Below are 13,337 nucleotides of genomic sequence, written 5' to 3' on the forward strand. Positions count from 1 at the left end.
TCTCCCCAGGTTTTTTTGCAGGTTTTCTTGCAAATTTTCTTGCCGCTTATGTTTTTGTTGCGGGCATCTTAATGGGCGGGGCGGCGCTGTCTACGCAGTCGCAATTCCGCCTTGCGGGAGAAGGTGCTTTTCGGCGCGGCGGCCATTCAGGACCACGCCGATGAAGGTGAAGCGCACCAGCAGATGATAGCTCGCCAGCATCGGAGGAAGCGCGACGACGAGAAGAACACCGAACTTGATCAGACCGGGCCAGTCGAGCTGCGACAGCGCGACCTGCAGCGCCATCACGATCGGCAGGTGGATCAGATAGAGCCAGTAGGATGCATCGGCGAGATAGCGCCAGGTCGGGCTGAAGCCGGACATGAACCGGAGCGCGAGGCCGATGACCGCAAAGGTCGAAATCCATATCGCCGGCGCATACAGGATCACGGAGACAAGCCGGAGCGTGGCGAAGCCGAAAGGCAGTTTCGGTGCACCCGGCGCGGACGTCATCGCCCCAACCAGCACGAAACTGATCAGGATCAGAGTGATTGCGAGCAGAAGATGCGGGAGCCAGCGCCGCTCAATCAGTCGCAGCAGATCGATCTGCCGATGCAGCAGCCAGCCGATCGCGAAGGCGGTGCCGAAGCCAATCCAGGCCTGCGCGTTGGTGACGAGCGATTGATCCGGCGTCCTCACGCCCATCACGTTGATCCAGCGTTGGTCGAGGCAGAAGGCGGCGCCGATCGGGATTGCCAGAACAAGGGGGGCCAGCGGACTTTTCATGATCCCGGCGAAGACGCGGTCAATCACCGCTCGCCACCTGCCTGACGCATTTAGCCAGACAAATGCGCCGCGCAGCAGCAGCACGACGACATAAAGCTCCAGCAGCACATAGATGAACCAGAGATGGGTCAGGGGGAAATTCGGCAGCACCGGTGGCCAGCTGCGGGACCAGCCGCCGTTCGGGAAATGAGACGCCCAGATCGCGATGAAGTACATGGGCGTGAACAGGATCGGCCAACCGATCACGAGCGGCAGCCCGATTCTCAGGAGCCTGTCGCGGACGAAGCCCCTGACGCCCCGGCGATGAAAGCTCATGCGCGCGAAGAAACCCGCCATCAGGAAGAAGGTCGTCATCCGGAAGACGTGGATGGTGAAGGTCAGCAGCCCGAGGAGCAGGCTTGGATGGGTGTCCTGGATGAACCAGAACCGGGGCGTGGCGGGCGCGAACGACATGGCCGCGTGCAGGACGATGCCGAGCAGCAGGGCGCCGCCCCTGAGTGCGTCGAGAGCGTGCAGCCGTTCCGATGCAGGGGTGGCGGCGGTCGAAGGTGACATGGGTGGGCTCATTCGGCTGGCGAGAGGATCTGCCGGACAGTCTGCCCAATCGGGGCGCGGCGCTCTTGCCTGATCCAAAAATCGGCTAGCCGATTTCGCGGCGCGGCGGGCTAAGTTCAGCGCTGTCGGGCCGGCTCAGCGCCTCACGCCGGAATTCGGTCGGGGTCATGCCGGTTTCGGCCTTGAACGCGCGATTGAAAGGTCCGATCGACTGGAAGCCCGCATCCATGGCGATGGTCAGCACCGGGACCTCCCGTTGCGTCACGTCGGACAGCGCGAGCCTGGCGTCCTCGATACGGTAGCGGTTCAGGAAAGCGTTGAAGTTGCGATAGCCCAGCCCTTCATTGATCGCCTGGCGCAGCCGATGCTCGGGAACGTCGAGCCGCGCCGCGAGCGCTCCGATCGCAAGGCCTTCCTGGCGGTAGGTTCGCTCCACTGTCATCAGATGGTCGAGGCGCCGGAGCAGGATCGGGTCGACGACGACCCGACCCGCGGCTGGGCCGGCGGCCGGGGCTTGCCTCCCCGCCTCGCCGGATGCGATCGCGGCCGTGGCGTCATTGACGGCCATCGCCGGCGCGCTGAACAGGCCGATGCCGGCAAGCATGGCCACCACGAACAGCCCGAGCGCGGTCGGGAGACTGCCCGGCGCGCCAGGAACCGCGACGGGAATTGCGGCGAAGCCGGCGACGGCGACGGTCGCGATGAGCACGACATTGATCGCAAGCATCGCCAGCCGCAGTCGGCGTCGCCGCGCGACCAGATCGGCTCGCCAGGTCTTGACCGTCTGAACCGCAGCAGCGAGGGCCAGCACCAGGGTGGCCAGAGCCAGGACTCGGCCGCCTGCGCCGGCCAAAGCGGGCCAGTTCGCCAAGGCCAGCGTGATCGCAAATCCGAAAACCACGATGCTCAGCCACAGGGCGCCGTGCCAACGCCTCAGCACGAAATCGTCGTCGAACGCCGCGCGCGCCCACAGCCAGAAGACGGCAGGCTGCGCGGACAGGATCGGCAACACCCACCACCACGCCGTTTTGGGGAGATTGGGCGCCGTCGCGATCGCATAGAACATGCCGCCTGCGCACATCGCGATGCCCAGCAAAGCCTGTTGGCCGGTTGCACGACGCAGCAAGGCCACGAGAACGATCAACAGGAACACGCCGCTGGCCGCGCCGCGAAGTCCGAGATCGATCGCCGTCAGCCCTGTCGCGTTCACAACCCGGATCCCCGTTCGATGCCAAACTGTCGCATCGCCTTCGCACGGGTACAACCCAAACTTGCCGTCGTGGCAACGGCCGCAGCGACAGCCGCAGATTGGCGGATTGATCCAGATCAACGCGGCAGCGGCCCGAATGCATCAAAAATGCAGCAAGGCAACGGCCCGGATGCCGTCCCAATCCCCCCATTCAGAGAGACGAGCATGTCGGCGCGTGACGACACGACCGGGCGCGTGCGCCGCAAGCGCATGGAGATTTTCGCATTCCTGTTCCTGACCGCGGTCGTGATGCCCGTCCTCGCGGTCGGAACGGTCGGCTCCTACGGCCTCGCCGTCTGGATCTACCAGATGTTCGCCGGCCCTCCCGGCCCACCGCCCTCCCTGCATTGATCCCTTAAAGCGAAAGACAGGCATCATGGCCCACGCCACACTCAACCGCCGTGCCTTGATCACCGGCCGGGTGCTCAGCGCCGAGCGCGTCATCGCCCCGCCCGGTTGCGAAATCGCCAGCATCATCGTGCAGGCGCGCCCCGAGCGCCTGGACCAGCTGGAAGCCGCGATCACCGCCCTTGCCGGCTGCGAGATTCACGGCCGCGACCCGCGCGGCAAGCTCATCGTCGTGACCGAGGCGCCGGATTCCGGCAGCCTCGGCACCCTGCTCAACACCATCCAGTCGCTGCCCGACGTCTATTCCGCGGCGCTGGTCTTTCACGCCATCGAAACGGCTTAAGGCCGGGAGAGTCGTCATGACATCGCCAAAGCTCGACCGCCGCCAGATGCTGAAGCTCGAGGCCGCCGCCATCGCGGCCGCCGCTGCGGGCATGCCGGCACCGGCGCTCGCCGCGAACCTCATCGCCGAGCGCGACGTCGCCGAACTGAAATGGGACAAGGCCGCCTGCCGCTTCTGCGGCACTGGCTGCTCCGTGATGGTCGCGACCAAGAACAACCGCGTCGTCGCCACCCATGGCGACACCAAGGCCGAGGTCAATCGCGGCCTCAACTGCGTCAAGGGCTACTTCCTCTCCAAGATCATGTACGGCCACGACCGCCTGACGCAGCCGATGCTGCGCAAGACAGGTGGCAAATACGACAAGAACGGCGAGTTCACGCCTGTTACCTGGACCGAAGCCTTCGACATCATGGAGGTGAAGTGGAAGGAGGCGATCAAGAAGCGCGGGCCGAACGGCGTCGCCATGTTCGGTTCCGGCCAGTGGACGGTTTGGGAGGGCTATGCGGCCGTGAAGCTGTTCAAGGCCGGCTTCCGCACCAACAACATCGACCCCAATGCACGGCACTGCATGGCCTCCGCGGTGGCCGGCATGATGCGCACCTTCGGCATCGACGAGCCGGCCGGCTGCTATGACGACATCGAGGCCACCGACGCCTTCGTGCTGTGGGGCTCCAACATGGCGGAGATGCATCCGATCCTGTGGACGCGCCTCGCCGACCGCAGGCTCTCCGCGCCGCATGTCCGCGTCGCCGTGCTCTCGACCTTCGAGCATCGCTCGTTCGACCTCGCCGACATCGGCATGATCTTCAAGCCGCAGACCGACCTTTACATCCTCAACGCCATCGCCAACCACATCATCAAGACCGGCCGGGTCAACAAGGACTTCGTCGCCGCGCATACCATCTTCAGGCGCGGCCAGACCGACATTGGTTATGGTTTGAGGCCCGAGCATCCGCTGCAGAAGAAGGCGACGGGCGCGACGAAGGCCAACGATTCCACCGAGATGAGCTACGACGAGTACGTCAAGTTCGTCTCGGACTACACGCTGGAGAAGGCGGCCGAGATGTCGGGCGTGCCGCTCAATCGGCTGGAGGCGCTGGCCGAGCTCTATGCCGATCCCAAGACCAAGGTGGTCTCGTTCTGGACCATGGGCTTCAACCAGCACACCCGCGGCGTCTGGTGCAACAACCTCGTCTACAACATCCATCTTCTGACCGGGAAGATCTCCTCGCCCGGCAACAGCCCGTTCTCGCTGACCGGCCAGCCCTCGGCCTGCGGCACCGCGCGCGAGGTCGGCACGTTCTCGCACCGCCTGCCGGCCGACATGGTCGTCACCAACAAGGAGCACCGCACCAAGGCCGAGCACATCTGGCAGCTTCCCGAGGGCACCATTCCCGACAAGCCCGGCGCGCACGCCGTGTTGCAAAGCCGGATGCTGAAGGACGGCCTGATCAATGCCTATTGGGTGCAGGTCAACAACAACCTCCAGGCCGGTCCCAACGCCAACGAGGAGACCTATCCGGGCTTCCGCAATCCCGACAATTTCATCGTGGTCTCGGACGCCTATCCGTCGGTGACGGCACTCGCCGCCGATCTCATCCTGCCGACCGCGATGTGGGTGGAGAAGGAAGGCGCCTACGGCAATGCCGAGCGCCGCACGCAGTTCTGGCACCAGCTCGTCGCTGCCCCGGGCGAGTCGAAGTCCGATCTGTGGCAGCTCATGGAGTTCTCAAAGCGCTTCAAGATCGAGGAGGTGTGGCCGGAGGAGCTGATCGCCAAGAAGCCCGAGGTTCGCGGCAAGACGCTGTTCGACGTGCTCTACAAGAACGGCCAGGTCGACAAATTCCCGACGTCTGAGATCGAGGACGGCTACGCCAACGAGGAGTCCAAGGCGTTCGGATTCTACGTGCAGAAGGGCCTGTTCGAGGAATATGCCGCGTTCGGCCGCGGCCATGGCCACGACCTCGCGCCGTTCGACGCCTATCACCGCGAGCGCGGCCTGCGCTGGCCCGTCGTCAACGGCCAGGAGACGAAATGGCGTTTCCGCGAGGGCAGCGATCCGTACGTCAAGCAAGGTACGGACGTGCAGTTCTACGGCTATCCCGACGGCAAGGCGCGCATCTTCGCACTTCCTTACGAGCCGCCGGCGGAATCGCCCGACAACGAATATCCCTACTGGCTCTCGACCGGCCGCGTGCTCGAGCACTGGCATTCCGGCACCATGACGCGCCGGGTGCCCGAGCTCTACAAGGCCTTCCCCGAGGCCGTGTGCTTCATGCATCCTGACGACGCACAGGAGGCGAAGATCCGCTGCGGCGACGAGGTGAAGGTGGTCTCTCGCCGCGGCTTCATCCGCGTCCGCGTCGAAACGCGCGGCCGCGACCGGCCGCCGCGTGGCCTCGTCTTCGTGCCGTGGTTCGACGAATCCAAGCTGATCAACAAGGTGACGCTGGACGCCACCGATCCGATCTCGCTGCAAACCGATTACAAGAAGTGCGCCGTGCGCATCGAGCGGGTGAACGTGTCATGATGAAACGATTTGGAATCGCGCTGCTCGCAATCGCGATCGCGGCCGGCGCGAGTTCGCTGACCGCGCAGACCGTGACGTCAGGCCTGCGCGGCCCGACGCCGCTCAACGACGAAGGCCCGGCCCCGCCGATGCTGCCGAACCGCAACACCTCTGAAAGAGAAGTGCGCAACTATCCGGAACAGCCGCCTGTCATTCCGCACACGATCGACGGCTATCAGATCGACCTCAACGGCAACAAGTGCCTGTCCTGCCATGCGCGGGCGCGCATCGCGGAATCGCAGGCGCCGATGGTCTCGATCACCCACTTCATGGACCGCGACGGCCAGTTTCTGGCTTCGATCTCGCCGCGCCGCTTCTTCTGCACGGAATGCCACGTGCCGCAGAACACCGCCAATCCGCCCGTCAGCAACGACTTCACCGACATCGACACGCTGCTGTCGCGCGCAAGCCCCGGTGGCCGCCGATGACGACGACCGCTGATGAACCCGGCGAGGGACTGAAGGCCAGACGCGGCTTCGTCGCGCGAAGCTTGGACTTTGCGCGCGAGCTCTGGCAGGTGCTGATCCGTCCGAGCTCGGTGTTCGGGCTCGGCGTGCTGGTGCTGGCGGGCTTCATGGCCGGTGTGATCTTCTGGGGCGGCTTCAACACCGCGCTGGAATTGACCAACACCGAAAAATTTTGCACCGGCTGTCACGAGATGAAGGACAACGTCTTCGCCGAGCTGAAGTCGACCATCCATTTCGCCAACCGCTCCGGCGTGCGCGCGACCTGTCCGGATTGCCACGTGCCGCACAACTGGACCGACAAGATCGCCCGCAAGATGCAGGCCTCCAAGGAGGTCTGGGGCAAGATCTTCGGCACGATCGACACCCGCGAGAAATTCCAGGATCACCGGCTCGAACTGGCGGCGCATGAATGGGCGCGCTTCAAGTCCAACGATTCGCTGGAATGTCGCAACTGCCACAGCGCCGATTCCATGGACATCACCAAGCAGTCGCCGCGGGCCTCGGTCGCCCACCAGCGCTTCCTGTTCACCAAGGAAAAGACCTGCATCGACTGCCACAAGGGCATCGCCCACCATCTGCCCGACATGCGCGGCGTTCCCGGCTGGCAGTAGGGACGCTGGCAACCGGATTTGCGCCGCTTGAACCAGCGGTGCGAATGGTTAGTTTTGGGGCTGGCGAATCGCTCCGTTTTCGCCCCCTCCTCAAGACAGACATGGCCACATTCACCCCGCATCAGGATGCCGCGCTCAAGGCCGTTGGCGACTGGCTCAAGGCCAAACCCGGCCGCAACGGCACGCCGCCGGTGTTCCGCCTGTTCGGCTATGCCGGCACCGGCAAGACCACGCTGGCGCGGCACATCGCCGACGGCGTCGACGGCGAGGTGAAGTTCGCCGCCTTCACCGGCAAGGCGGCGCTGGTCATGCGCAACAAGGGGTGCGATGAGGCCTCCACCATCCATTCGCTGATCTACCGCACCCGCGAATCCGGTGAGGAGCAGCCCAGCTTCGAGCTGTGGGACGACGCCCCGGCCTCCAAGGCCAAGCTGATCGTGATCGACGAATGCTCGATGGTCGATGCCGAACTGGGCCGCGACCTGATGTCGTTCGACTGCCCGCTGCTGGTGCTAGGCGATCCCGCGCAGTTGCCGCCGATCCAGGGCGGCGGCTTCTTCACCAATACCGAGCCGGACGCGATGCTGACCGAGGTGCACCGCCAGGCTCAGGACGATCCGATCGTGCGGATGTCAATGGAGGTCCGCGAGGGCCGCGAGCTCGACATCGGCCGCTACGGCGAGAGCGAGGTGGTGTCGCGCAAGGAGCTCGACCCTGATCGCGTCATGGCCGCCGACCAGGTGCTGGTCGGCCGCAACAACACCCGGCGCGCGTACAACATGCGGGTGCGCCAGCGCCAGAACATCGAGGACGTCTTCCCCGTCGCCGGCGACAAGCTGGTCTGCCTGCGCAACAACCGCAAGAAGGGCCTGTTCAACGGCGGGCTATGGCGCGTGAAGTCGCGCAACACCTCGCGCTCGAAATCCAGCATTCTCAGCATGCGGCTGTCGCCGGACGAGGATCTCGGCCACAAGGTGACCAAGGTCTCGGTGCGTGCCGATTGCTTCGAGGGCGGCGTCGAGGCGATCGCCTGGGAGCAGCGCAAGCCCTATGACGAGTTCGACTACGGCTACGTGCTGACCGTGCACAAGTCGCAGGGCTCGCAATGGGACGACGTCGTGCTGTTCGACGAGAGCTTTGCGTTTCAGGAGAGCCGCGCGAGGTGGCTGTATACTGGGATTACGCGGGCGGCGAAGCGGCTGAGCATCGTGGTTTAAAGCTGCGCTGCTGTAGGGTGGGCAAAGGCGCAAAGCGGCGTGTCCACCATCTCTCCACAGACGCAATAAAAACGGTGGGCACGCTTCGCTTTGCCCACCCTACGGCACCGGCATCGCGGTTCACTTCCCCGCGACGAAATAAAAATCCTCGCGCCCCGGCGGCGAGCCGTAGGAAAACGGCTGTTGCTCGTGCTTGGTCACAAGCCAGACGTCGTCACGGACGATGTCGAACAGTTTTCGGATCTCGACGCGCGGCATCTTGATCTCGCGAGCGAGCGCGGTGGCGAACGGGCTGTCGGCACCGCCGTCGCCATCCATCGCGGTCTCGCCGTGCTTGGCGGCGTAGACCACCATGAAGCCAGCGCCCGGCTCGATGTTGGAAAAGCCCTTGTCCACCAGCTTGAGCGACAGCGTACGCTGCATGGTCGGCGCGAACGGATTGTCGCGGCAGGCGTCCAGCATCACCAGACGCACTTTTCGCGCAGCGCCCACCGCCGCGATCACCTGCTCCAGCGCGACCGCCTGGGTCTCGGCGTCCCTGTCGGCGACAAGCTTGGCGTCGACGGGAACGAGATAATTCACGCCGCCGATCTCGAACCCGTGGCCGGCATAATAGACCACCGCCCAATCGGCCTTCTCCGCCTCGGCCGCAAACGTCTGCAACGCTTCGAAGAACTTGTCGCGGGTGAGGTCGCTGACGGATATCACGGTCTGGAATCCGACATCGCGCAGCGCGGCTGCGATCATTTTCGAGTCGCGTGGCGGATTGGGCAAGGCGTGGACGTTCTTGTAGGCGCCGTTTCCGATCACAAGCGCCACACGGCGCCCCGTTGATCCGGCCGGCGCCTGCGGGGTCAGCGCGGCCAATCGCTCCTGCGCGATCGCGCGGGCACGCGCGACGTCGAGCTCGTCGAACTTCGTCAGCGAATAGGCCGCCGCACGATAGTCGGCACGGGCCTGGGCGAGATCCTTCTTGCGCTCGTAGATCTGGCCGCGACCCGAATGTGCCCGGACGTTGTTCGGGTTGATCTGGATGGCCGTGTTGTAGTCCTTCAGCGCGGCGTCGAAATCGCCCTTCAACATGTTGACGTCGGCGCGATTGTTGATCGCGTACGTGTTCTTCGGCTGCTTCTCGATTAGGCCGTTGCAGTCGGCGAAGGCCTGGTCGAACTTGCCCATCATGCCGTAGGTGATGCAGCGGTTGCCGGTGATCTGCTGCGCGGCCGGTTCGATCTTCTCGGCCTCCGCGAAATCGGCAATCGCTCCGTCAAAATCCTGCATCAGCGTGCGCACGCGGGCGCGGTTGGTGTAGCCGAGCAGGAACCTGGGCGCGTATTTGATCGACAGGTTGAAATCGTCGAGCGCGCTTTGCAGCGCACCCCGGCGCAACTGGATGACGCCGCGGTTGTTGTAGGGGACACCGTAGGTCGGGCGCTTCTGGAGCGCGAGGTCGTAGTCCGCCATCGCATGATCGTCCTGGCCCGTCCGCTCATAGGCGAGGCCGCGCAAATTGAGCGTGACGACGTTGTCGGGATCGAGGTCGACGGCCATGGACAAGGTCTCGATCGCGTGGCCGTAGTCGCGCTTGTTGAGCAGTGTGTTACCGCGCACGGAGAGCGCGATGGCCTTGTCCTTGCCGGTGAGCCGGTCGGCGTTGAGCAGCTTGTCGCAGGCCTGCGCCCTCGCCTGTGCATCCGCCTGGCGGTCGCGGCAAATGGCGAGGTCGTCGCCGGGTTGCGGTTCGGCCGCCGCGAGCGAGCTCCAGCCGGCCAGGATGGCGAGCACGACGACGAGGGTCAGGGATGCCACGCGCAGCATGTTGTCAGGTCAGCTCCAGCCACGATTCTCTTAAGTCGATCACCGATCGCGCCGGTTCATCTAGCGCGGAGTTCCGGTCGTCGCCAAGCCGGGCCGCTGGAGGCGGCGCGTTTCACGGACTCGTGTCCCTCCGGCCGTAACAATCGCCCGGTCCGCCCGTATCTCGAATGTCCGAAAATGCCGGCCAGGCTGTTCGCCCGGCCCCAACCGCCCTAGACTGTCAGACCTTCCGAAAGAGGATCGCCATGCGCCGACCTGCCGTCCTGTCCCTGCTCGCCGCAACCACCGCCCTGACGCTGGCCTTTGCCGCGCCGGCCCGGGCCGCAGAGGATGCGGTCGTGATCCCCGCTCCTGCCGTTGATGTGGCCCCCGCAGGCGGGATCCAGACCGCCGTGATCGCCGGCGGCTGCTTCTGGGGCGTGCAGGGCGTGTTCCAGCACACCGCGGGCGTCGTCAACGCGGTCTCCGGCTACGCCGGCGGCACCAAGGCGACGGCCGACTACCAGACCGTCTCGAGCGGCCGGACCGGCCACGCGGAATCCGTCGAGATCAAATACGACCCCAAGAAGATCTCCTACGGCAAGATCCTGCAGATCTACTTCTCGGTGGCGCACGACCCGACCCAGCTCAACCGGCAGGGCCCCGACACCGGTCCGCAATATCGCTCGGCGATCTTCACCACGTCCGACGAACAGAAGAAGGTGGCCGAGGCCTATATCGCCCAGCTCAACGGCGCCAAGGTTTTCAGCAAGCCGATCGCGACCAAGGTCGGCGCGCTGGAGGCATTCTATCCGGCGGAGGCCTATCACCAGGATTATCTGACCCTGCACCCGAACCAGCCCTATATCGCCTACAACGACCTTCCGAAGGTCGAGAACCTGAAAAAGCTGTTCGCGGATAACTATATCGAGAAGCCGACGCTGGTGAGCGCCAGCAAAGCCACCAACTGAAAAAACGGGAGACCCATGCCCGACACCAAGACGAAAACCACGGACGACAAGGTCATCAAGAGCGAAGAGCAATGGCGCAGCGAGTTGTCGCCGATGCAATTCGCGGTGCTGCGCGAGAAGGCGACCGAGCGTCCCTTCTCCGGCGAATATGAGCACGACCACCGCGCCGGCACCTACACCTGCGCCGGCTGCGGCAACGTGCTGTTCGACTCCGACGCGAAGTTCGATTCCGGCTGCGGCTGGCCGAGCTTCACCCAGCCCGCCGCCGAGGGCCATATCGAGGAGGAGCGGGACGTCAGTCACGGCATGATCCGCACCGAGGTGCTGTGCGCCAAGTGCAGCGGTCATCTCGGCCATGTCTTCCCCGACGGCCCGGGGCCGACGGGCTTGCGTTACTGCATCAATTCCGCCGCGCTGAAGCTCGAACCCAAATAAACCTTGCGTGGCGCCGAGTTCCGTCATGGAACCCGGCGCCGCGATGTGCTTTTCTTCCCTGGTGGTGCGGCTGGCCATGGCGTGGCGGCGGCCGCCAGGGAGGATGCCATGACGCTTGGGACCATCCTGATCATCCTGGTGATCATTTATCTCGTCGGCGGCCTGTCGGGCCGCTTCGGCGGCTACGGCTACGGAATGGGTCATTCCGGCATGGGGATCGGCGGCCTCGTCCTGGTGGTGCTGCTCGTGCTGCTGCTCCTTGGCAAGCTGTAGACCATTCAAGTCGCTGATATTCCTGCAATTTCCCGGGCTGCGGAGCTGCCATGCGCGGATTCATCATCTCGCATCGCGGGGGTCGCAATTTTGTCAAAACGGGCTATATTAGAGGACGAAAATGACATGTGCGGCGCCCACTCAATCGTGGCCTCTGCCCGTCCCAACCCCACGCGCTTAAAGCCCCAGAGAGATCACGAGGTCTTTGACCATGCGTCCACTGCGTCCGTTCAACTTCAACACTTCCGCCGAACTCTTCCCCGCTGCGATCCGCAAGAAGAAGCGTGCAGGCTTCACCTATCGCCGGTTCGGCACCGCGGCCGAAGCCGTCCAGTTCGCGATGGAGCAGTTGCCGACGGATTCGCTGAACGGCGCCTATCTCCAGGTCGAGGAAGCGCGCTTCGACCAGAACGGCATCCGGTCGCTTTATGAGAGCGAAGCCTTCCCGCTGCCCCGCCACCGCAAGCCGGTGGAAGCCAGCACCGACGCTGCCGACGCGGCGTAAGTTTTCGTCACGCGCTCCGATGTGCGCTGAAAGCGCGATGGACCGAAAGGCCGTCGCGCTTTTTGCGTTTTGGGGCGTGTCAGATGCGAGGCTGCTTGTCGAGCCAGCGGCGGAGCAGGCGCACGTTGCGCATGTTGGCACGGAACATGACGTCGAATGCGTCGCCCGCGAACGGGACGATGCCGACGACGCCGTCGAGGGCGACATTTCCGAGCATGCGCGCGGTGATGTACCAGGGCGCCCCGAGCGCCCTCGCCTCTTGCACCAGCCAGAGCGAGATCGCGGTGGTGATGATGTCGCCGACGACGGGGATCAACCCGATCAACCCATCGATGCCATAGCGGATATTGGTTCCGGGCAGCACGAAAGCGACATCGAGCAGCTTTGCGATCGCCTCGATCCGCGCGATCCGCTGCTCGCGCGTCAGATTGCCAAACGGGTTGCCCGCGAAGGGACTGTCCTTCCCGAATTCGAAGCGAAATTCGCGAAAGCCCTGCCCCAGCGTTTCGGGCCGGATCTCGTGACCGTCCTGATCGATGATCGGCCCACGCCCGTCGGGGCCCGAATAGGCCGCACCCGAGCGGCTTCCCGAACGGGATCGACGCGGAGCAAGAATATCGTCATCGGACATGGTCATGGCCTGTAGGGAACGCGCCAGCGCGGCGGAGGTTGCTGCGGCGTGATTGAAGGTCGCGCCCTCAAGTCTGTGCCGCCGCCGGCTGCGGCTCCGCGACATATTTATGCACGAGCCAGGATGAAATCACCGCCGGCACGAACCCGACGAGGCCGTACAGGATGAACTGCACCGCGCCCGAGTCCGGCCCGCGCGAGCTGTAGGTCAGCGAGGCCAGGATGAAGGCGAACACGCCGACCAGCAGCATCCGCAGCACCGGGCCGATCCGGCGGACGTGGACCAGGATATCGTCGACCGCACCGATCATCAGCGAGGGCAGGAAGCCGAACAGATAACTGTATTGCAAGGATTTGAAGAACACCGCGAACAGCTTGCCGACCTCAGCGAGACTGGTCTGGGTCCAATAGCCGGACTGATAGGTCGTCGTCAGCAGCAGCAGGAACCCGCCCACGAACGGGCCGACCAGCGCAAACACGAGATAGCGTTTCATCAGGCACCCTCATCCTTCACCTTACTATAGCAGCGCCGCGGGAACCTTGAATAGCGGGGGGTGCGGGCTCTGCGCTGGGAACAAGCGGCATAGCGACGGACTTGAAAT

General features: G+C 64.5%; 15 protein-coding genes. 10 read left to right on the top strand and 5 right to left on the bottom strand.

Annotated elements, in window-relative coordinates; translation table 11 throughout:
* Positions 1-90: 90 nt before the first annotated feature.
* Together IVB19_RS31990 and IVB19_RS31995 are read right to left on the bottom strand one after the other, a co-directional pair.
* Positions 91-1,320 carry an acyltransferase family protein gene (locus IVB19_RS31990; RefSeq protein ID WP_247820737.1) on the bottom strand — a complete coding sequence of 410 codons (1,230 nt, stop codon included), beginning with the start codon at positions 1,318-1,320 and terminating at the stop codon, positions 91-93.
* Positions 1,321-1,405: 85 nt separating this feature from the next.
* Positions 1,406-2,530 carry an AraC family transcriptional regulator gene (locus tag IVB19_RS31995; RefSeq protein WP_247821740.1) on the bottom strand — a complete coding sequence of 375 codons (1,125 nt, stop codon included), beginning with the start codon at positions 2,528-2,530 and terminating at the stop codon, positions 1,406-1,408.
* Positions 2,531-2,734: 204 nt separating this feature from the next.
* On the opposite strand from IVB19_RS31995, the gene napE reads away from it, so the two are divergent.
* The 6 genes from napE (at position 2,735) to IVB19_RS32025 (ending at position 8,124) form a co-directional block, all read left to right on the top strand.
* Entirely contained in the window at positions 2,735-2,920 is a 186-nt protein-coding gene (napE, locus tag IVB19_RS32000) for a periplasmic nitrate reductase, NapE protein (RefSeq protein ID WP_085349182.1), read from the top strand.
* A 25-nt stretch (positions 2,921-2,945) separates the two neighbouring features.
* On the top strand, positions 2,946-3,260 hold the full coding sequence (locus IVB19_RS32005; RefSeq protein ID WP_085349181.1) for a chaperone NapD: 315 nt from the start codon (positions 2,946-2,948) through the stop codon (positions 3,258-3,260).
* Positions 3,261-3,276: 16 nt separating this feature from the next.
* Positions 3,277-5,790: a nitrate reductase catalytic subunit NapA gene (napA, locus tag IVB19_RS32010; protein WP_247820738.1), complete on the top strand. Its 2,514-nt coding sequence runs from the start codon at positions 3,277-3,279 to the stop codon at positions 5,788-5,790.
* Entirely contained in the window at positions 5,787-6,257 is a 471-nt protein-coding gene (locus IVB19_RS32015; RefSeq protein ID WP_247820739.1) for a nitrate reductase cytochrome c-type subunit, read from the top strand. The genes napA and IVB19_RS32015 overlap by 4 nt, the downstream gene beginning before the upstream one ends.
* Positions 6,254-6,907, top strand: coding sequence for a NapC/NirT family cytochrome c (locus IVB19_RS32020; protein ID WP_247820740.1), 654 nt, complete (start codon positions 6,254-6,256; stop codon positions 6,905-6,907). The genes IVB19_RS32015 and IVB19_RS32020 overlap by 4 nt, the downstream gene beginning before the upstream one ends.
* 101 nt (positions 6,908-7,008) lie before the next feature.
* Complete coding sequence (locus IVB19_RS32025; RefSeq protein ID WP_247820741.1) at positions 7,009-8,124, top strand: ATP-dependent DNA helicase; 1,116 nt, start codon at positions 7,009-7,011, stop codon at positions 8,122-8,124.
* Positions 8,125-8,244: 120 nt separating this feature from the next.
* Here the strand turns inward: IVB19_RS32025 and IVB19_RS32030 are convergent, their stop codons facing one another.
* The gene (locus IVB19_RS32030; RefSeq protein ID WP_247820742.1) at positions 8,245-9,942 is read right to left on the bottom strand and encodes a caspase family protein; all 1,698 of its coding nucleotides are present in this window, start codon (positions 9,940-9,942) and stop codon (positions 8,245-8,247) included.
* A gap of 245 nt (positions 9,943-10,187) precedes the next feature.
* On the opposite strand from IVB19_RS32030, the gene msrA reads away from it, so the two are divergent.
* The 4 genes from msrA to IVB19_RS32050 all read left to right on the top strand — a co-directional run bounded on the left by msrA (position 10,188) and on the right by IVB19_RS32050 (position 12,105).
* Positions 10,188-10,892: a peptide-methionine (S)-S-oxide reductase MsrA gene (msrA, locus tag IVB19_RS32035; protein WP_247820743.1), complete on the top strand. Its 705-nt coding sequence runs from the start codon at positions 10,188-10,190 to the stop codon at positions 10,890-10,892.
* 15 nt (positions 10,893-10,907) lie between these two features.
* The gene (msrB, locus tag IVB19_RS32040; RefSeq protein ID WP_247820744.1) at positions 10,908-11,327 is read left to right on the top strand and encodes a peptide-methionine (R)-S-oxide reductase MsrB; all 420 of its coding nucleotides are present in this window, start codon (positions 10,908-10,910) and stop codon (positions 11,325-11,327) included.
* 108 nt (positions 11,328-11,435) lie between these two features.
* Positions 11,436-11,600: a DUF3309 family protein gene (locus IVB19_RS32045; protein WP_083926348.1), complete on the top strand. Its 165-nt coding sequence runs from the start codon at positions 11,436-11,438 to the stop codon at positions 11,598-11,600.
* Between the two features lie 211 nt (positions 11,601-11,811).
* Positions 11,812-12,105 carry a hypothetical protein gene (locus tag IVB19_RS32050; RefSeq protein ID WP_007596188.1) on the top strand — a complete coding sequence of 98 codons (294 nt, stop codon included), beginning with the start codon at positions 11,812-11,814 and terminating at the stop codon, positions 12,103-12,105.
* A gap of 79 nt (positions 12,106-12,184) precedes the next feature.
* Here IVB19_RS32050 and IVB19_RS32055 read toward each other — a convergent pair whose 3' ends face one another.
* Positions 12,185-12,742, bottom strand: coding sequence for a DUF4112 domain-containing protein (locus IVB19_RS32055; protein ID WP_247820745.1), 558 nt, complete (start codon positions 12,740-12,742; stop codon positions 12,185-12,187).
* A 61-nt stretch (positions 12,743-12,803) separates the two neighbouring features.
* Entirely contained in the window at positions 12,804-13,229 is a 426-nt protein-coding gene (locus IVB19_RS32060) for a DUF5413 family protein (RefSeq protein WP_085349175.1), read from the bottom strand.
* Between the last annotated feature and the right edge of the window lie 108 nt (positions 13,230-13,337).

It is taken from the genome of Bradyrhizobium sp. 187 (assembly GCF_023101005.1).
Lineage (GTDB): Bacteria > Pseudomonadota > Alphaproteobacteria > Rhizobiales > Xanthobacteraceae > Bradyrhizobium > Bradyrhizobium canariense_D.